Below are 18637 nucleotides of genomic sequence, written 5' to 3' on the forward strand. Positions count from 1 at the left end.
TCAAAACAAAAAAAAGACGATTCCTCGCTGATAAAGGATCGTCATCGTTATTGGCATCTTTATAGATTTATCAATTGTATTTTAAATCGGGCTTTATTAAAAAACAGATTTTAACCTTACTTTTCAATCCATGTAGTAAATTGACTATAATGGGTTTTATTTGCTGTAGGCGGTTCTTTGTCAGGATAACCAATATAAATAAACGCTACAATTTCGCCTTTATCGCTAAGTTTAAAAAAGTCTCTTACCATTGGATGATAACATTGGGCACCTGTTCTCCAGACAGCTCCAAGTCCAAGACTATGTGCTGCAAGTAACATATTTTGTACACAGCTATGAACAGCAGCAAATTCTTCTTGGATGATTACATTAGTTTTATCAGATGGCTCAACTCCAACAGCGATTATTACTGGAGCTCTTAACGGATTTTTTTTTAGTCTATCTATTTTTGCCTGATTGTTCACGAGTTCATCCTGTGAAAGTTGCGACATCCCTACCTCAGCTAGAACATCCCCTAAACGCTCCCGTCCTTGACCTGTTAAAACATAAAAACGCCATGGATTTGTACGATGATGATTTGGAGCAAAGGTTCCTGTTTCAAGAATTTTTTCAATTAGCTCTTTTGGAACTGGATCTTCCTTTACTTTACCTATACTTCTTCTCGTTTTAATTGCATCAAAAATATCCATTTGAAGTCCTCCCCATTTTATACACCTTATAAAAAAAGTTAAGCAATCACATGCCCATAAAATTTTCTCATTTTAATTTTGATCAATCGGTCTTTTTACTTAGGGAGATTCACCACTCGAGTATCATCATGGTAAAGAATTCCCTCATAATTTTAATACTAAATTTAATAGATGAACTGCTAAATAGTAAAATCGCTCTCTAACATATATATCAATGTAAAAAAGCCAATATAACCATAAACAGATGATTTCTTGGGATTGAATATAATTACTTTGCTTGAATGGCTTATAGATGGAAAGGCGCTGTGTTAGAAATTGTTCCTACAATCGATGTAAATACATTTATTGGAAAGTAAGCAAAAGACCCGCCTTCACTATACTACCATCTAGTTAGTATTGTAGAGACAGGTCCATTCACATATCTATTGTTTATCCCTTTAACTTAGCGTATATTTCATTATCCAATTTTTTAGCTAGTTCAGCATCATATGTTTTCTCATACTGAGGAACAGTTGTTATTTTACCACCGTAAAACATATTGTCCTCAACACTATCAACATTCACTGTGACAACTTTAAATTTCATAGTGCCCTCAAATGTTTCTGAGACCTTTCCTGTTCCAATAATCTCATAACTGCTTTCAGGACCCACTACATTTAAGACCACATATGGATCATTACTAATATTTTCACTTACAGATGCCTTATGACCTACTGCAAAATTAATCGTTTTACCATCCTCTTGTGCGATTAACCATGAAATCGTACTTACCGTTGGGCGATTTGTATCCTTATCAATCGTGATAGCTGATACTATTTTCTCTCCTTGTAAAAAATCAATTAACTCCTTACTAAGAGTTTCCATTGTTTTTGCCATTCGCTTTCACTCCTACTCTATCTTTTATCTATCTTTACTATCTTAACAAATATTTATATCCTTTTTCCATATTTTTGTCTATCTTGAGGTAATCAACGATAAAAAACGTTCTACAATTTTCAACAACGCGTTAATTATACATCGAATCTACTCGAAGTTGTTTATATAAGCTCCAATAGCTAGAATTGAAAAGTACGTACGAATATTAGGAACGAATAAGAAAAAAGCACCTCCGACTGGTAGAAATATCCGCCAATTAGGATGCAATTCCTATGAGGTACTTTCTTTTTTTACAACAACTGCATATCTGTAATGCAAGTTCCATCTTTTTTATAAGTAGATAACTGGGACTCCACTGTTTTTCCTTCATGTGTAATAATAATACGATATGTTTTATCACGAGGTAACCAAAAATCTATAAAACCGTTTGCTTGAGATTTCAATGTTTCATCTACTATTACATTGTTGTTTTCCATATCCTCTATATATACTTCAAACTCAGTTTCTACCATTTCTCCTTGACAACCTGTCAAGCTATGGTTAGTTCAGGGGTGTGTCTCATTGACGTATGGGGCAATTGAAACAAAGAAGTCTTCATTTGACAAGTCATATGTTGATTCATTACCATCGTTGTCTTTAACAATAAGTTGCTCTGATTTGATGGAAGCAGATCCCTCTTGAATGTTACGTATACTATAATCATGTACCAATTCCTTTATGTTTTTTTGTTCTATTTCAACTGGAGCAGCGCTTTCATGATTTGTGTTTCCACCACAGCCCGCTAGGCCAGCGGTAACAATTATAGATGCTGCAAAGATTGCCGATTTTTTTAATTTCATTTTTAGAGTCACTCCTATGTCTTCGTTGCTGCATTTCCCAGTCTTCTACCATTCTTGGATATACACTTATTCAAAGACTAAATTAGTTAAACTTAGACTACTATTACGTTTCCATGAATCTCAAAGCGTATTAAACGTAAATAAAGAATAACATAAAATCAGAGGTTTCGATTACACTAAAAGTAAACAATTTATGAACTATGATAAAAGGCTTTCGAAAAAAAAACAGATGATTTAGGCTCATAAATGCCTAAATAAAAAAGCCTTCCCTATTTAATATATAGGAAAAGCTTTTCACAATTTTGTATTTTCTTTTTTTAATTGTACTAACATAAACTAAAACTATCTATTCAAACTATCCTATACCCCGGTTTTAATCTTTTTGATGTCTTCTAGTTTCCTTCCAATTACTTCAAACCACTCTTTATCTCCCATATCTACCGCAAGTACTTGAAGTTGAATAAGTTGCTCTTTTCTCAATTCAAATTCCTCTTCTTTAGTCCATAATAATTTTAGATATTTCGGTGCGATACAAACTAATCTTCCGTCATTTAGCTTGACTAAGTGTTCACCTTTAGGTTTAATTTTATCAAATTCACAAATTTCTCCATCAAAAACTGCATCATTCATAACTTTAACTATGTCTCCCTTTTTGAAAGAATACGATGAAAACATTTTATATTCTCCTCCATTCACGATTCGATCATTTAAAATTCATGTCTTTATCCAACAAAAGGTTACAACATTAGATGCAATTCTAATAATTAAGCGCTTACATATCCAGCGAAACACTAGACTAATCAACAATCCTATCAGCATTTTTTATTTTCTATATTTTCAGATTTTATTTAATATAATATTACTACACTTTCTTGTTGTCATACAACTAGAACGTTGTTTTATAGTGAAAAATTTTTGAATAATTCTATAAAATCTTTCAATCAGAATTCAATTCTACAATAAAATCCCCATATGTATTTGTACCAGATAAAGGCTTTAAGCTTTACCCATTCATAAATAATTGTAATAATAAAAAAGTAACCTATTACATACCAAAATTTAGGTTAATTGGAAGCTAATTGGAGATATTATAGAAATGAGGTGAATAATATGAGTGTACACATTCAAGCAAAAGAAGGAGAAATAGCAGAACGTATTCTGTTGCCTGGTGACCCGCTACGCGCAAAGCATATTGCTGAAAATTTCTTAGAAGATGCTAAACAATTTAACGAAGTCAGAGGGATGCTTGGATTTACTGGTCTGTATAATGGACAACAAGTATCTGTTATGGGCACAGGTATGGGCGTCCCATCAATTTCTATTTATGTCAATGAGTTATTAAATGAATATGGTGTCAAAAAGTTAATACGCATCGGCACGTGTGGGGCCTTTCAAGAGAATGTCCACATCCGTGATGTAATTCTAGCAATGAGTGCTTCAACAGATTCAAATGTGAACAATATTCGGTTTAATGGATTGAATTATGCACCAACTGCAAATTTCGAATTGCTGCAAAACGCATATGAAAGTGCCCGTTCACAAAACAAAACTGTTCATGTTGGAAATGTGTTTACAAGTGATACTTTTTATGATAACGATCCGTCGTTCATCACTGCCCTATCTGCCTATGGTTCACTTGCTGTTGAGATGGAAACTACTGCATTATATACCTTAGCCGCAAAATTCAAAGCACAAGCGTTATCCATTTTAACAGTCAGTGATCATTTAATCACGAAAGAAGAAACAACAAGTGATGAAAGACAGACGTCATTTAAAGACATGGTTGAAATTGCCCTTGCAACCATTACAAAATAAAGGGAAAAGGTTTCCGATATAACACTCTCCTCCACACTATTACACTTACCTTATGTACAGGGGGGAATTTTAGCGTTCCATAATAATGTTATTTATGGTATACAACAAAACTACATCCATAATAAGAAATCGTTTTCAAAAGGAATAAAAAAGACACAACATGCGCTTACTACGCCATGTTGTGTCTTTTCAGTTTTTTATTCTCCCCTTAATAACACAAGCTCTTCGTTCTAAAGAAGTCTATATTGCCCAATCTCCATTACGGAAAATTGGAACGACAGTACCATCTTGTTTAATGCCATCGATATTCATCTTATCTGAACCAATCATGAAGTCAACATGAACAGTGGACGTATTCATGCCATGTTGTTGTAATTCTTCTTCGCTCATTTTTGTACCACCTTGAATAGTAGTAGGATAAGCCGAGCCAATGGCTAGATGATTGGAGGCATTTTCATCAAATAAAGTATTAAAGAAAATAACCCCAGATTGTGAAATCGGAGATGGATCCGGCACCAATGCAATCTCACCTAACCCTGTGCCACCTTCATTATCAAAAACTAATTTCTTTATCGCTTCATCACCTTTTTCAGCAGAAATATCAGTGATTTTGCCATCTTTAAAATGTACCTCAATACCCTCAATTAATGTACCGGCATAGCTTAGCGGTTTCGTACTACGTACAACACCCTCCATGCGGCGTGTATCTGGTGCAGAAAAAACTTCCTCCGTAGGCATGTTGGCAATAAATTCTTCCCCTTTTGGATTATAACTTTCTGCACATGCCCATATATGGTTCTTTGGCAATCCTAAAGTTAAATCTGTACCAGGTGCTGTATAGTGTAGCGCATCAAACTGAATTTCATTTAAAATCGCAGCTTTTTCATTTAATATTTTTTTATGCTCATCCCATGCTGCAATTGGATCAATTTCATAAACCCGGCATGCTTTGAATATTTGATCCCACAAAGCATCAACTTGTTCTTCGGAGGTTTCTAAGTCCGGGAACACTTTTGCGGCCCAACCTTTTCCAGCCGCAGCCGCAACAGTCCATTTCAATTCATCATTTTGAGTTGCAACTCGCTGGGCCTTAAACGCTTTACCAGCTATATTTTGATATGCAGCAACCTTTGCCGGGTCGACTTCATTCAGTAAACTAGGATCACTTGATACGATAGATAAACGACTCACGCGATGATTTAGTACATGATCCTCAGATTCCTGTATTTCGTAATCAGGTATGTTCGTCAGCACATCTTGTGGTTGATGCATGTAATGTAACTTCGTGATGGCGTCATCGGACCACTTTACAATTACTTTTTCAGCGCCTAGAGCATAAGCTTCTTCTGTAATTAGTCGAGCTAATGGTGCTTGCTCAACGGTAATGGTTAACTTTACCCAATCACCCTTTTGAACATTAATACCTTTTGTGACTAAAAGTTTTGCGTATTTTTGTAAATTCCCTTTAAAATTTGCTAGCGCCATATTTTACCTCCAAATAAATTTATTTATAAAAATAATACTATCATAGTTCATAGGAAAATTCTTCTAGTTCAACCACCTGATATTCTAGTCCGTTCATTAAAATTAGGGTTAAATCCCTTATCTAACTAAATTCTATAACAGCTATTTTTTCAATTATATTTATGAAGGTTTTACTCTTTGTATTCTTTATTTATAATAGAGATGAGGTGATACTTATTGATTAAGATAACTAATTTGCCTGTCATCTTCGTCATGCTTGCAGTATCTAGTATATCCGGTGGAATGGTCCTAAAAACTAGTTTCGAATATTCTCCATCTATTGGTTGGATACTTGGAATAATTTTCTTTATTACAGCCAGTTTTTTTACAAAAAAAAATCAATAAACAGGTTCAAATGAATTGCTATTATTTTTTTAAAGGAAATTTTCGAGTTTAAGAGAATTTATAAAACTTAAGGTTCTTTTGTTGTCAATATATAGAAGGATTGGGGTCCTACTGTGAATTACCATCTGATTGAAAATATTTCTTATCACATACTAGTCGTATTGCTTCCATTAGTTATTTATCATCTGTTTATTAAAGAAGAAAAACAGAATAGAAGTAAAGTATTTTCAAAATTCATGTTAATATCGTTAACAATGCTCTTCTTGACTATGTCAAATCCTTTGTTGTTTTCTGAGGAATATCTATATGACTTCCGAGTTATTCCTATTATTATTACATTCTTCTACGGAGGCGTGAGACCAGGCATTGCGATCATAGTCATTATGTTATTATATAGATTCTCACTTGGCGGTAGTGGATTTTATGTCACGTTCATCAATTATACAATTGCTGGACTGATATTAATGATGATGAGAGAAAAATTTCAGTTTTTATATTCTATAAAAAAAAGAATTCTATTACTGAGTATTTTTTACTGGGCCATTGCAATCACTAGAGCTGTGTCACTGTTACAATTACAACAGGTTGAACAACTTTTTTTCATGCTGATATTTTCTATTTTCACCTGGGCTACTCTTATTATTTTAATATTTATAGTTGAAAATATAGACATTCAAATCGCACACTACAAACACATTCAAAGTGCTGAACGGTTAAACGTTGTAAGTCAGCTAGCGGCGTCAGTTGCGCATGAAGTAAGAAATCCGATGACTGCGGTTAAAGGTTTTTTACAATTAATCAAACAAGATAACAATTTAAATGAAAGTCAGAACAAATATATAGATATTTCATTAGACGAACTACTGCGCACTGAAACTATTATTAATGATTATCTGTTATTAGCGAAGCCTACTACAACAGAAGGCAACGAAGATTTAAATGTTACATTAGAGGTAAAATCCATGATAGACATTATTACCTCTTATACAAATACACATAATATAGTAGTAAATACGTCTATTCAAGACAGTCTTTTTTCAGAAGGTAAAAAATCCGAATTTAAACAAGCCATCTTAAACATTATGAAAAATAGTGTTGAAGCAATTAATCTAAATGGCACTTTAACAGTTAAGGCTTATAAACAAAACAATAATATATATATTGAAATTCAGGATAATGGGATCGGAATGACACCTAGCCAAGTAAAGCAATTAGGTGCACCTTATTATTCCACTAAGGATAAAGGCACAGGCGTTGGACTAACAATAGCTTACAGAGTTATTAGTGATATGAAAGGTAAAATAATCGTCAAAAGTGAAATAGGTGTAGGTACTATCTTTAAGATAGAATTACCTTTAGTAACTAGATAATAAGTTAAAACTGAATTCTAGGCTCACTGTGCTATTCCTACATTATGCAATATCTCAATTTCTAAAAAACTCCTTGGTTTAAAAACGTTAACTGTCTACAAACAAGGAGTTTATTTCACTTTTTGGTTTAAAGCCAAGCCACCATTCAATGCACAAAGAAAAATAATTAATCCATAGTTATTTTAATCCTTCTATATGAATGCAATAAATATTAATTAAAAAGGATTCTTCATTTGTTAAATGAACAAGAGAAAAAAAGTGCATACGTTCATTAATATCTACGGTATGGGCACTTAACTCTTGAAATCAAATTGTGGATGGTTGTTCAACCAACCATCCAATTGTCCGTTTTTATTCTCTCCATATCAGCTATGGCTTTAATTACTTCTTTCTCATATGTTGGATCATAAGGGATAGTATAGTAGCTCTTTTTATGGTCACGAAGAAAGATTATTGCCATGTTATCTACACAATTTTGGGTTATTTTTTCATAAGCTAATTTATATAAATAAAACTGGGGTTTATAGTATTGTATCAATTCATCAATGTTGTCATTGATCATATTTGTTTTCAAATCTATCACTTCGATACCGCCATTTTGATTTTGTACAATCTTATCGATCTCTCCAATTATATGAACACCATTTAGTTCTAAGGTAAATTCCCACTCATTTGCAACTGGCTGTCCTAGTGACTTTTGCTGATAAACCTCTACCAGAGGCATCACTTTTTGATAATATACTGCAGCCTCACCTTTATCTGTAAACATTGTAAAGGCCTCTTTATATGCATCATCTTCAGCATAGCCTTTATCAAGCAATTCGCAGATACGGTGAACAAGTGTCCCTAGAACTGTCGCTTTTACATAATTCGAATAACTTGTCGACTTTAAATCTTCATCATCAACATCAAGTTCTTCCTCTTCAAGCCACTTATCATCTAACTTTAGGATATGCTTTTCATAAAAAACTTCCGGATCGTTGACGTAGCTCATTACTTCAGACACAGAGAATGAAACTGGTATTGACCTAGTAATTTTCACTGAAGGACCATCATAAATTTCCGACTCCGTTTCTACTGGCGTTTGTTCAGCAATAGTAGTTTTAATTTCAAGATAATTTCCCAACTTCACACTAGAACATATGCTATCGTCTAGCCACTTTGACCATGTATTTTTTATACCATTTTCATGCGCTGTTAAAATAAGGCTATCCCTTGCACGAGTTAAAGCTACATAAAATAAGCGTTTTGATTCTTCAATTGCTTGTTCTTTGACTAACGAAGCTAGCATTTCAAAATTTGGTGATTTGAATTCGATTGGATCTGCGAGTAGATCTTCCTCGTTTTCAATTTTAAGCTTTATACTTAACCCACCTCCATGATCATACCTGATGTTGCGGGTTTCCGGAGGCATGGATTTAGATAAATTTGGCACAAATACTACTGGAAACTCCAATCCTTTTGATCCGTGTACAGTCATGATATGAACAAAATTCCCTCCTGAAAGCTCGACTTCAGCATCTCCTTCTTTTTCAGAAAGATCAGCGATAATCGCAAGCTTTGTTAACATTTCATCCATCGAAGACGAACCTAAATCAACAATAGTTTCAATTACCTTCTCAATATTCTTAACCTTGCTAAGGTTATTCTTTTGTAAAAGTAAAAGTTTTTTAAGTCCGCTATCCTCAAAAAGTCGGTACAAAACTGATCGAATCGCACCTGACCAGTGAAAAGGTACCCACCTTTTATACAGTTGATAAAATGAATCTAACTTACCTTTAAGATTCTCATCGTGAAGATTTACGAAGTGATGTTCATAAATAAAAGTTGAGATTGACATTTCCTCACCATGTACAGCTTGGATTTCTATAAACTCATCCATCGTTACCCCAATTACGGGACTTCTCAAAACCGCCATCATGTAAAGAGGCTCATACGGTTTATTGATCCAATTTAAAAGACTAATAAAGTCTACGACTTCTTGTCTCTCATAAAATCCTAATCCACCATACACATTAAATGGAATGTCTACATCATTAAGAGCCTTTTCTAAGGTTGTTAAGTTTGTACGAGAAGCTATAAGGACAGCGATGTCTCGCCATTCAACAGGCCGCCAGTGATTGCTCTCTTTATCATATACTTCTCTCCTATCTTTAATTAGTTCAATCATGCGGCGCGCAATCATAATATATTGGTTCTCATTTTTACTTTTATCCTGTTCTTCCGTGATTCGGATATACTCTACTCGTTTTTGTGTTTCGATCGGTTGATTTCGATATGCCGTTAGTGGTGAATATTCGGTTTTATATAATGGTGCATTATCGGGTAACATAGAGCCCATTAAATGATCTTGTTGAAATAATAAATTTATAAATTGGATAATGCTGTCACATGTTCGGTAATTGATATTCATGTCAACAAACGAATAGTTAGGTTCTCGCTTTGCTACTTTTGCTAAACTATTTAATAATTGTACATCTGCCCCTCTAAATCGATAAATTGATTGCTTAGAATCCCCGACAATGAACGAATATGAAGGCTTTATTTTCTCTAGCATCGTCATTTGCAGTTGATTTGTATCTTGATATTCGTCTATTAGAAAATGTTTAAAAAGATTTGAATAGTAGCTTTGTGCTTGCTGATTATTTAATAGGGAAATAGCTTTCTGCTGCAAGTCAGAAAAGTCAAGTAACGCTAGCTCTCGCTTTTTAGTTTCATACTTTTCGTCAAATGATAGGATTAGATCCTCAAATTCCCGGACTACCATTTTAAGAACTTCTTTTTGTTTTCCTGTTGGACTTTCCTCCCATACATTTCTAGCAGCAAGCCAGGAATTTAATAAATTATAAAAAGCTACATTTTGCTTCTCGTATTTTACAGGAACTTTATTTTTAATTTCATTAGATAATGTAGTACTAATTGCATCATAAAGTTGATCTCCTATTAAGTTAGATCCATAAATCATCCTTACATTATCATATGTTTTCCGAGTAGCTGGAGTCAGTTTGGAAATATCGGGATTAGACATAAAAAACTGCTCCATTTCATCTTGAAAATTTTCTAAGGCTGAATATTTCATTGTTTCCCATTCAGTTAGTAATGTTTCGATGTGGAGTGTTTCCTTAATATTTGTTTTAATTTCAAATTCTTTGAGTTTGGCATAAACAGAAAACAAACATTTTTGCAGTTCTTTCGGGTAAATCAGGTTAACTATAGTCTGCCATTTTTGAGCTACATCGCTTTCTTCCATTAACTCGGAGAATAGTTCAGCTTTAACTAGGTTACTTTGGGTTTCATCCATAACTTCGATATTCGGGAAAATCCCTATCTCATAGGTGTGCTCTGAAACAATTCGTTGACAGAAACTATGAAATGTTGAAATTATTGCTTGGTCTAAGCTTTCGAGCTGATTTATCCAAAACGTCTCAGCCACTTCCAAGTGTTCTTGATACTCTGCTCCAACGCTTGTCAACTTTTCATTTAATCTTTTTCGAATCCGATCCTTCATTTCAAGTGCAGCATCCTCTGTAAATGTGAGGGCTACAATGCTAGGTACATCTGCACCTATCTCGGGATTGCATTCTAGCCCTAGTTTACTTTTTAATTGTTGCTCACATAAATAAACATAACGTTCTGTTAAAACTTTTGTCTTACCAGATCCTGCACCTGCAGCAACAACTATTAACGGCTCGTCTCCGAAAATGGCCTTTCTCTGCTCTGGATTAAAGTTCATATAAATCCCCCTTTACTCTTTACCATGCTTTTCGGTCGTTACCCTGCAAATCATTTTATAGTTACAATATTTACAAGAAGCTGATGAATATGGTTTAACAGAAAAGTCGGTAGCCGTGCCACGCCAAAGTTTCTCGATTAATGCTGGAAATTGATAATCATTAATTAACGTTTCGCTATTAATCCGTTCAATATTAGGTTTTATTTTAACATTTGGTTCAAATCGCATTTTATGACTCTCGTCTATCCAAACTGTATTTTTGTTACGAAGATTTGGGTCTTTAACCGAAATATAACCGCCACCAATAGGTTCTGCCTTTTTAATTACATGTGCTTTAAATCTACCTTCATTAAACTCTTGCTCAAGCGCCATCATATAAAGGGGAACTTGAAGCACAATTCCGCTCGGAATTTCATTTTCAAAATCTAAATTCTTATTACTTGATTTATAATCATAAATAACAAAACCATGTTCATCTATATCAATACGATCAATTTTCCCTGTTAATACTAGAGGTTCGTTGTTCGGCATATCGATACTTAATTGAACAGGCTCTTCGATTCGAAAGATCGACATTTCCGCTATTTGGTCATTTTCCCAAAAACGATGTTTTTCAGCAGCCAGCCATTTACGTAATTTCTTCCACCATTCTTCTTTTTCTTTATTTAAAATCCGTCTGGACAGTTCATAGTGTTTTTGGACAATGACTTCCCATTCTTTTTCAAAAATTGTTTCTAATTTTTCTTCCGCTTTATTATTATAGAAAATCTGGAGGTCTTTGAATGGACGCCCTTTCACTTCTTTATAGAATTCTTCAATAATACGATGAAGCATATTTCCTGTTTCACGTGGGTCGATTTTGGTTTGCTTTTCAATTGGTGGTTCTACCTTCAAAACCTGCTCAAGTGAATATCTAAATGGGCATGCAGCATAGCGTTCTAATTTGGTAATAGAGATATTTGAGGACAATAGGGAAGTCTCCCACTTTGCTGATATACGTTCAGTCCCTTTTTCTAAGTAAGCAAGGTTTCTACGAAATTGTTTAAGTATTACCGGTTCTTGCTTTAATATCTTTCCTATTCCAGCATGATAAGCCAATTTCTCATCAAGTTCATCATCTGAAACATAAGTATTATTATTTAATCTGTTAATCGAAGAGTAATTCGTCGGCTTAACATAAAGCGTTGAATCCACTATATATTTAGAAGGTAGCATCGGCTGATTCGGATTCATACCTTCTACATATGAAAATGATAAATAAGTTGCTATATACTCTAACTGCGCAAAAGCTGCATCGTCTTTTAAGCGAAAATAACTTGCCAATGGAAGAGGATATGGACTATCTATTTCATCGACATATCTTTCCTGAAAATAACCACTAAGTTTCGTTTGTTTCGGAAACTCTCCTTCATTTAGACCTAGAACAAATAAATGTTTTCCCTTGAATATTGGTGCATCTCGAAAAGAATAAATTTCTATCCCATCATGTGGTGCACGGTCTATATATAACCTTTCATGTTCGAGTCTACTTAACAACCATACTTGATACGTGTCAAGGTGAACATTTACAGATTGAATTGGTAACGGTTTCTCATCGTCCAAACTGTACCTGAGAAATTCTATTAAGGTATTAAAAGCTCGTAATTCTAATGCGACGGCCTTGATCTGTTTTGATGATTTGGTCTTAATGATCTGTTTCCAAGTAGATGGTAGTGGCAGCTTGTCCAAAAGCCCTAGTAGGCTTTCATTATATTTTCTAATAGTTTGTTTTTCTTCTAATGATTGTTGATAATCCACAATGCTAGCCACAATTGAGCACACATCATCATGGCAAATTTCCCGATTAGCGATAAATTGTTCCTTAATTTGGTTATACTTAGTTGGCTCTATGAAACATAACTTGGCGACACTATCAACCAAATGAACTTGTTCCCATTTAGTTTGCTGGGGGACATGCTGCTGAAGAATAATAGTAATAAAAGCAAAGATACCAGTTTCAGTAAGTGATTTATTTATAACCTTCTTAATAGGAATACGTTTAGATAAGCTAATTCGCTCAAGCTCTGGTAAATAAATTTCCTCATTTACAAATACAAGTCCATATTGATCATAACGATTTCCATTTCTTTGTTTGTCAATTGAATCTAGTACACCATGAATTTCCTCTTCGATAGTCGTTGCGCTAGTTCGTTCTTTTTTCTTGCAAATCGTACGATCGAGAAAACTCAGTTCCTCATTATATGTAGTAAATCCCATCGTTTTTAAAGTTGAGACGGTTATATTAATTAAAGGTGTCTTAAACTCCGGAAGATAAATAGTTACTGGTACAGCAGATGCTAATAAATACTGTATTAATGAATATTGAACTGGACTAAAATCGCTATAACCATCGATTACTACATGACTCAATGGAAATTCAGTTAAATGTCTCCCTAGTTCAACCGCTTTAAATATCCGATTTTCTGGATCCATAAACCCTTTTGCGTCCCGATAAACATCCTCATACTTTTTAAATATAGGTTGAAGATCGAGTAGTGGTCGGGGGGTTTGTTCAATTGTTAGCCCAAGGCGTTTCAATTGGCCATATGTTTCAGCATATGCTTTTGCCTGTTGAACTAATTCTTTGTATGAATTATAGGTGTTCGCTTTGTCAAGAATTTCACAAAAAAAGAAAAACCGTTCTTCCTCAGTAATCTGCGTAAATTGATAATTTTGTTGCTGTAGAATAAGAATTGCCAAATCATCGAAAGTTTGAAATCGTATACCAGGCTGTCTTTTCCGAGCATGTTGAAACCATTTCATTGATGGTAAAAGGTAATAAATTGGTTTCACTTCATTTGTCTGAAAAGTATACCATTGACACAGTCGTTCCTGTGATGCGATGTCTGACAACGATGTAAATAGTAACCGACCCACAAAGATCACCCCATTAGGTAAATTTCTTTATCTACTATTATAGACAAAATGGAACATCATAAATAACATAGCTATTTTTTTCATAAACTCCACCGCTAGAATGAAGATTATAATTACCTTAGAACCAAAACCAATTAGGACTAATTAACCATTTTAGGGGAAAATGTCGAAAGTTGACAAATAGTATTTGAAGTTATTATCAATACGTCTTATTATTAAATTAATAATTTGATAAAGGCAAACTTATTGAAAGATAAGGACGCAAAGCCACGAGTCTAAGGTGTGGAACTATGACAGTCGGGTTGCCAAACGAACGGGTACAATTAACTATGATAAGTTTTAGAATTGACATTATCACAGCTTACCTGTCTTTTTGGTAGGCTGTTTTTACGGACCCCAGTTTGGGAAAGTAGTAGGTATACATACCAGCAAATAAATTTTTAATAGAAAGGCGGAAAGAAATTGACTGTATTATTTGGAACTGTCGAATATTTTGAGAGAGAAATTATGAATTATCTAGATGAAAATCAATTTAGTGGAGAAACTGATTACCATTTATCTATTATTACTGCGAGACTTGAGTATGAAATTTTACACGATTTTGTTTGCGATGAACAAATTCGCGTAGAATGTTTGAATAACCTTAAAAATGCTACCGATATACTATCTTTATGTAAATAAAAAAGTAAAATAAAAGATTAATGAAGCCCCCAATCCTAATATATCCACGTTGAGGGCTTTTTTAGTCTAAGGGATCCCTCCATAATTCCTTTTCATACTAATTTAACCTCTTTCTGCAATAAGAACAAGCGTTCCATCTGAATATTTTACTATATGTGCAACCTTTCTTTTTCCTCAAGTTAGAACCTTTATTTCAGCAACAATAAGTATAAAAAACTGCCCCAAAACAATTGGGACAGAATTCTTATTTCATATTTATCAGATCATGTTTGAAGGCATATATTACTGCTTGAGTTCGATCTTGGACTTCTAGTTTTCCTAGAATGTTACTAACATGTACCTTTACAGTTTTTTGGGATATAAAGAGTTGATCTGCAATATCTTGATTTGTTTTTCCTTCAGCCATTAGTAATAGAATTTCAAGTTCACGCTCTGTTAATTGATCATGTAGATGCTCCACAGGCTTTTGGCGCATTTTTGTCATTATTTTACCAGTAACTTCCGGTTCAAGAACAGATTGTCCTTTATATGTTGCCCGTATAGCATCCGCAATTTCGTTTGCTTTAGATGTTTTTAACATATAACTAACTGCACCAGCTTCAAGTGCAGGATAGACTTTTTCATCGTCTAAAAAGCTAGTAACAATGATTATTTTTGCATCAGGCCATGATTGAATAATCATTTTAGTTGCTTCAATCCCATCCATTTCTTTCATCACTAAATCCATTAAAATAATATCGGGTTTAAGCTCAAGCGCTAGCTTAACTGCCTCCCCTCCGTCATCTGCTTCTGCAATCACATCAATGTCAGTTTGTGAAGAAAGATATGCCGAAACTCCAATCCGAACCATTTCATGATCATCTGCAAATAGTACTTTAATCATTGCCACTCACCTCATTTTTTATGTAAGGTATTTTTACCTCTAACCGCGTACCTTGATTCTCAAGACTGATAACCTTAAGCGTTCCCCCTAATTCAAGTGCACGTTCTTGCATATTTTGCAATCCATATGAACTTGTTTTAACTTGATCTACAATGAAGCCAACACCATCATCAACGACACGTAATATCACTGTATCATCCCTTTTAATAACCATAACATGTAACGAATTTGCTTTTGCATGTCGTAATGTATTAGAGATGGACTCCTGTAATATTCGAAATAACTGATCCTCGACACCTTTGTCCATTTCGAAATTTTCTAGTTTCCAATCAACGATAATCGGAACTTTTTGCGTTAATTCAGTCAATAATTCCTCAATTCCCTCCTTTAACGACTTCCCTTTTAGGGCAACAGGTCGTAAATGGAGTAGCAGCGCCCGCATTTCTGATTGTGATTGATGAATCATGTTTTCGACCATTTTAAGTTGTTTTTTTACAGGTGAGTCTCGGAGTGAACTTGTTTCGTTAATCGCTGACATCATCATCGATGCTGCAAATAGCTGCTGGCTAACTGAATCATGAAGGTCACGTGCTAGACGGTTCCTTTCTTGAACAACAACCTCTTGTAAGCTTTTTTCACGATCCACTGCTCTTTCAGTTGCGAGTCTTTGTGACAATTCGGCTTGTTTTTTTAATTTCATTTCGAGACTAAGTAGGTGTTGTTGAATTTGATTAATCTCCTGTACAGTTTCTATCTGTTCAAAGGAGATTTTCTGACCTCTAATCAAATTATCAAGTTGCTGATCAATCAAGTGCAGCTTTTCACGCCAGAAAGAGCCTGATGAAATACCGCTTATTGTTCCGATACCAATCATCACCGTGAAAATTACAATTATATACGGAACCCCCAATACACGTGCAGACCAAAGCTCTGACCACTCTAGTAAAGGAAACGCATAAAACGTCGAAGATAGTAACAAAACTGCACTACCAAACGAAACGATTAAACCAACGATCACCTGTTTTATTATAAGGTTCATATTCTTTTCACCTCTATATCGCCTGACCAGATCGAGGTGAGTATTTTTACCCTTGGTTTCTTAGAATAATATTCTTCGCTTTGATAAGAAATAGATTGATTCATAAGTTTAATATAATGTTCACCTAATAAACTTGCACGGCCTATTAGCGAACTGTGAATAATATAAACTTCAACCTCATAAGGAACATAAACCTTTATATTTCCTATAAAATGTCTTATTGATATAATCGATTCCTCTGGAAGTACTGTGTTGCTTAAGTCAATAATTCTGTCCCCAAATCCTCCATGGATATTCACATCATGCCATTTATAAACTGTATCACTTGTCTTTTGATCACCCAAAAGTCGTTGTTCTAGCAATGGCTCTATCTTAATTAAAGGTTCTTGAGGCTTTATATCCTCGTCCTTTTCAAACTGAGGGATAATTTTTTCAGGTTCTTTTTTAGATCGAGAATAATGAATGACAAAAAGGACGATTGCGGCAATAAATAAGAAACGAACAGCGATCATATTTAAAATAGTAATTACTAGCGAAATAATGCCGATCCAAAATAAAACCTTTCCCCAAATTCGTTGGTATTTCTTCCAACCGATATAACTCAAAAAAGATGAGAACACTACTGTAAAAACTAGGCCGCCATTGAAAAAAGCTACCTCAACAATTAAGAGGATTACCCCTATGATCAATATCCAATTTAATTTATCTGTAGATAAGCGATGAAACATATAGGAAATCCCCTTTCAATTGTTGTATATTATTACCTTAAACGTTACGTCATAGCTAGTTAAAAGACACAGTCTGTCCTGTGCCTTCACATTTCAAATCATGTATTTCTAATAGTAGCATACCATATATCAATTCACATTAACTTCTTTTTTCATTGCTCTTTCAAGTTGGTCAATTTTACTATCAAACGTATTTCTATAGTAAGCACTATTCACTTTATGCTCTAAATTTTGGATATATTGATCAATTTCGTTAAAGCGTGAGTATGGTTTGTCGCCACTTTGTTCGATAACATTATTGATTTGATAGTGCGCTCTAGCCATATTTTCACGACCCATAAGTTCCATTCGTTTTATATGCATGTCCTTTAGACGATGTTTCATTTCCTCATATTTTTGTTCTAGAGTTGTAAATTGCTCACTTGCTTCTTCACTTAGTGCCTTCATACGCTCCGAACGGCCTTTGTATTCTTCGTATTCTTTCATCGCAAAGTTGTTCAAGTCTTCTTCGCCAGCCTGTTGAGCAATCTCAGCCTGGTATTTCCGTTTATTTGACATGTCTAAGGCAAAATTATACTCTTTCGTAAATTCCTCTTTTAAGCGATATTGTCTTTCGACCAATTTACGAACTTTTTCTGTTTCGGCCTCACTTTGACGCAAATACTGATTAAGTTTTGCAATCGGATTTTTCTCCTCTTTTTCATCTAATAAATCATGTAAATCTGCAGCAATTGCATCCTTTATACGTTTAATAATATTTGTCATTTTTCAGTTCTCTCCTTTAAGCTTGTTTTTATTTTGTTAATTCTGCCCATTGTTTTTCAAAATTCGTAAATGGATCATCACTAATTTCACTAGTGGCTACAGGTGCTTTCTTCACTTTCCATTCTTTATAAATTAAGTACAGCACGTAGGCAGCAGCTACACCGATTACAGCATATATGTTAGAAAATGTTATGCTTAGTACGAACAACCCTAAAATCACCCAACATACTTTTTTGAAAATTGAAGTTGTTTTAATAAACTGCTTAAAGATGACATACAGTAGCCACACACTTGCACCTAATAAAATCATTGGACCTAAATTTGCTAGCAGGATCATAAAAGTGATTAAACCTGCAATGAATAATAAGATTTTCTTCATCTTTTCTTCCTCCTTTCTGATATCTTGACTTAATCTTACCGAGAAAGAAGATTTT

15 protein-coding genes and 1 riboswitch are annotated in these 18637 nt (G+C 34.2%); of the genes, 3 read left to right on the forward strand and 12 right to left on the reverse strand.

What is annotated here, in order from left to right:
- Positions 1–116: 116 nt before the first annotated feature.
- The 4 genes from C1724_RS09025 to C1724_RS09045 form a co-directional block, all read right to left on the reverse strand.
- Positions 117–689, reverse strand: coding sequence for a nitroreductase family protein (locus tag C1724_RS09025; RefSeq protein ID WP_102346346.1), 573 nt, complete (start codon positions 687–689; stop codon positions 117–119).
- Between the two features lie 429 nt (positions 690–1118).
- The gene (locus tag C1724_RS09030; protein ID WP_102346347.1) at positions 1119–1565 is read right to left on the reverse strand and encodes a pyridoxamine 5'-phosphate oxidase family protein; all 447 of its coding nucleotides are present in this window, start codon (positions 1563–1565) and stop codon (positions 1119–1121) included.
- A gap of 290 nt (positions 1566–1855) precedes the next feature.
- On the reverse strand, positions 1856–2404 hold the full coding sequence (locus C1724_RS25565; protein WP_180994199.1) for a CueP family metal-binding protein: 549 nt from the start codon (positions 2402–2404) through the stop codon (positions 1856–1858).
- Positions 2405–2764: 360 nt separating this feature from the next.
- Complete coding sequence (locus C1724_RS09045; RefSeq protein ID WP_102346350.1) at positions 2765–3079, reverse strand: hypothetical protein; 315 nt, start codon at positions 3077–3079, stop codon at positions 2765–2767.
- Between the two features lie 435 nt (positions 3080–3514).
- Here C1724_RS09045 and deoD point away from each other — a divergent pair, with 435 nt between their 5' ends.
- A complete protein-coding gene (gene deoD, locus C1724_RS09050) occupies positions 3515–4219 on the forward strand; it encodes a purine-nucleoside phosphorylase (RefSeq protein ID WP_102346351.1) in 705 nt (234 codons plus the stop codon).
- A 240-nt stretch (positions 4220–4459) separates the two neighbouring features.
- On the opposite strand, the gene C1724_RS09055 is transcribed toward deoD, so the two are convergent.
- A complete protein-coding gene (locus tag C1724_RS09055) occupies positions 4460–5704 on the reverse strand; it encodes an aminopeptidase (protein WP_102346352.1) in 1245 nt (414 codons plus the stop codon).
- Positions 5705–6201: 497 nt separating this feature from the next.
- Here C1724_RS09055 and C1724_RS09060 point away from each other — a divergent pair, with 497 nt between their 5' ends.
- The gene (locus C1724_RS09060; RefSeq protein WP_102346353.1) at positions 6202–7458 is read left to right on the forward strand and encodes an ATP-binding protein; all 1257 of its coding nucleotides are present in this window, start codon (positions 6202–6204) and stop codon (positions 7456–7458) included.
- Between the two features lie 325 nt (positions 7459–7783).
- Here C1724_RS09060 and C1724_RS09065 read toward each other — a convergent pair whose 3' ends face one another.
- The gene (locus C1724_RS09065) at positions 7784–11191 is read right to left on the reverse strand and encodes a UvrD-helicase domain-containing protein (protein WP_102346354.1); all 3408 of its coding nucleotides are present in this window, start codon (positions 11189–11191) and stop codon (positions 7784–7786) included.
- A 12-nt stretch (positions 11192–11203) separates the two neighbouring features.
- Positions 11204–14107, reverse strand: coding sequence for a PD-(D/E)XK nuclease family protein (locus tag C1724_RS09070; RefSeq protein ID WP_102346355.1), 2904 nt, complete (start codon positions 14105–14107; stop codon positions 11204–11206).
- A 226-nt stretch (positions 14108–14333) separates the two neighbouring features.
- Positions 14334–14417: riboswitch (cyclic di-GMP riboswitch) on the forward strand.
- 152 nt (positions 14418–14569) lie between these two features.
- Between C1724_RS09070 and C1724_RS09075 the strand changes: the two genes are divergently transcribed.
- Positions 14570–14788, forward strand: a complete 219-nt coding sequence (locus tag C1724_RS09075) for a hypothetical protein (RefSeq protein ID WP_102346356.1) — start codon at positions 14570–14572, stop codon at positions 14786–14788.
- A gap of 244 nt (positions 14789–15032) precedes the next feature.
- On the opposite strand, the gene C1724_RS09080 is transcribed toward C1724_RS09075, so the two are convergent.
- The 5 genes from C1724_RS09080 to C1724_RS09100 form a co-directional block, all read right to left on the reverse strand.
- A complete protein-coding gene (locus tag C1724_RS09080) occupies positions 15033–15671 on the reverse strand; it encodes a response regulator (RefSeq protein WP_102346357.1) in 639 nt (212 codons plus the stop codon).
- Positions 15664–16710: a sensor histidine kinase gene (locus tag C1724_RS09085; protein WP_102346358.1), complete on the reverse strand. Its 1047-nt coding sequence runs from the start codon at positions 16708–16710 to the stop codon at positions 15664–15666. Before C1724_RS09085 ends, C1724_RS09080 begins: the two co-directional genes overlap by 8 nt.
- Positions 16707–17438, reverse strand: coding sequence for a cell wall-active antibiotics response protein LiaF (liaF, locus tag C1724_RS09090; protein ID WP_102346359.1), 732 nt, complete (start codon positions 17436–17438; stop codon positions 16707–16709). The genes C1724_RS09085 and liaF overlap by 4 nt, the downstream gene beginning before the upstream one ends.
- A gap of 129 nt (positions 17439–17567) precedes the next feature.
- Entirely contained in the window at positions 17568–18203 is a 636-nt protein-coding gene (locus C1724_RS09095; protein ID WP_102346360.1) for a PspA/IM30 family protein, read from the reverse strand.
- 28 nt (positions 18204–18231) lie between these two features.
- A complete protein-coding gene (locus C1724_RS09100) occupies positions 18232–18582 on the reverse strand; it encodes a lmo0954 family membrane protein (protein ID WP_102346361.1) in 351 nt (116 codons plus the stop codon).
- Positions 18583–18637: the final 55 nt, after the last annotated feature.

The organism is Bacillus sp. Marseille-P3661, assembly GCF_900240995.1.
Lineage (GTDB): Bacteria > Bacillota > Bacilli > Bacillales > Bacillaceae_J > OESV01.

What these genes read in the sequence shown, in the direction of transcription:
- C1724_RS09100 (WP_102346361.1), bottom strand. Translation starts at nt 18,582, where the DNA reads ATGAAGAAAATCTTATTATTCATTGCAGGTTTAATCACTTTTATGATC.
- C1724_RS09085 (WP_102346358.1), bottom strand. Translation starts at nt 16,710, where the DNA reads ATGAACCTTATAATAAAACAGGTGATCGTTGGTTTAATCGTTTCGTTT.
- C1724_RS09025 (WP_102346346.1), bottom strand. Translation starts at nt 689, where the DNA reads ATGGATATTTTTGATGCAATTAAAACGAGAAGAAGTATAGGTAAAGTA.
- liaF (WP_102346359.1), bottom strand. Translation starts at nt 17,438, where the DNA reads ATGTTTCATCGCTTATCTACAGATAAATTAAATTGGATATTGATCATA.
- C1724_RS09045 (WP_102346350.1), bottom strand. Translation starts at nt 3,079, where the DNA reads ATGTTTTCATCGTATTCTTTCAAAAAGGGAGACATAGTTAAAGTTATG.
- C1724_RS09065 (WP_102346354.1), bottom strand. Translation starts at nt 11,191, where the DNA reads ATGAACTTTAATCCAGAGCAGAGAAAGGCCATTTTCGGAGACGAGCCG.
- C1724_RS09080 (WP_102346357.1), bottom strand. Translation starts at nt 15,671, where the DNA reads ATGATTAAAGTACTATTTGCAGATGATCATGAAATGGTTCGGATTGGA.
- deoD (WP_102346351.1), top strand. Translation starts at nt 3,515, where the DNA reads ATGAGTGTACACATTCAAGCAAAAGAAGGAGAAATAGCAGAACGTATT.
- C1724_RS09030 (WP_102346347.1), bottom strand. Translation starts at nt 1,565, where the DNA reads ATGGCAAAAACAATGGAAACTCTTAGTAAGGAGTTAATTGATTTTTTA.
- C1724_RS09095 (WP_102346360.1), bottom strand. Translation starts at nt 18,203, where the DNA reads ATGACAAATATTATTAAACGTATAAAGGATGCAATTGCTGCAGATTTA.
- C1724_RS09055 (WP_102346352.1), bottom strand. Translation starts at nt 5,704, where the DNA reads ATGGCGCTAGCAAATTTTAAAGGGAATTTACAAAAATACGCAAAACTT.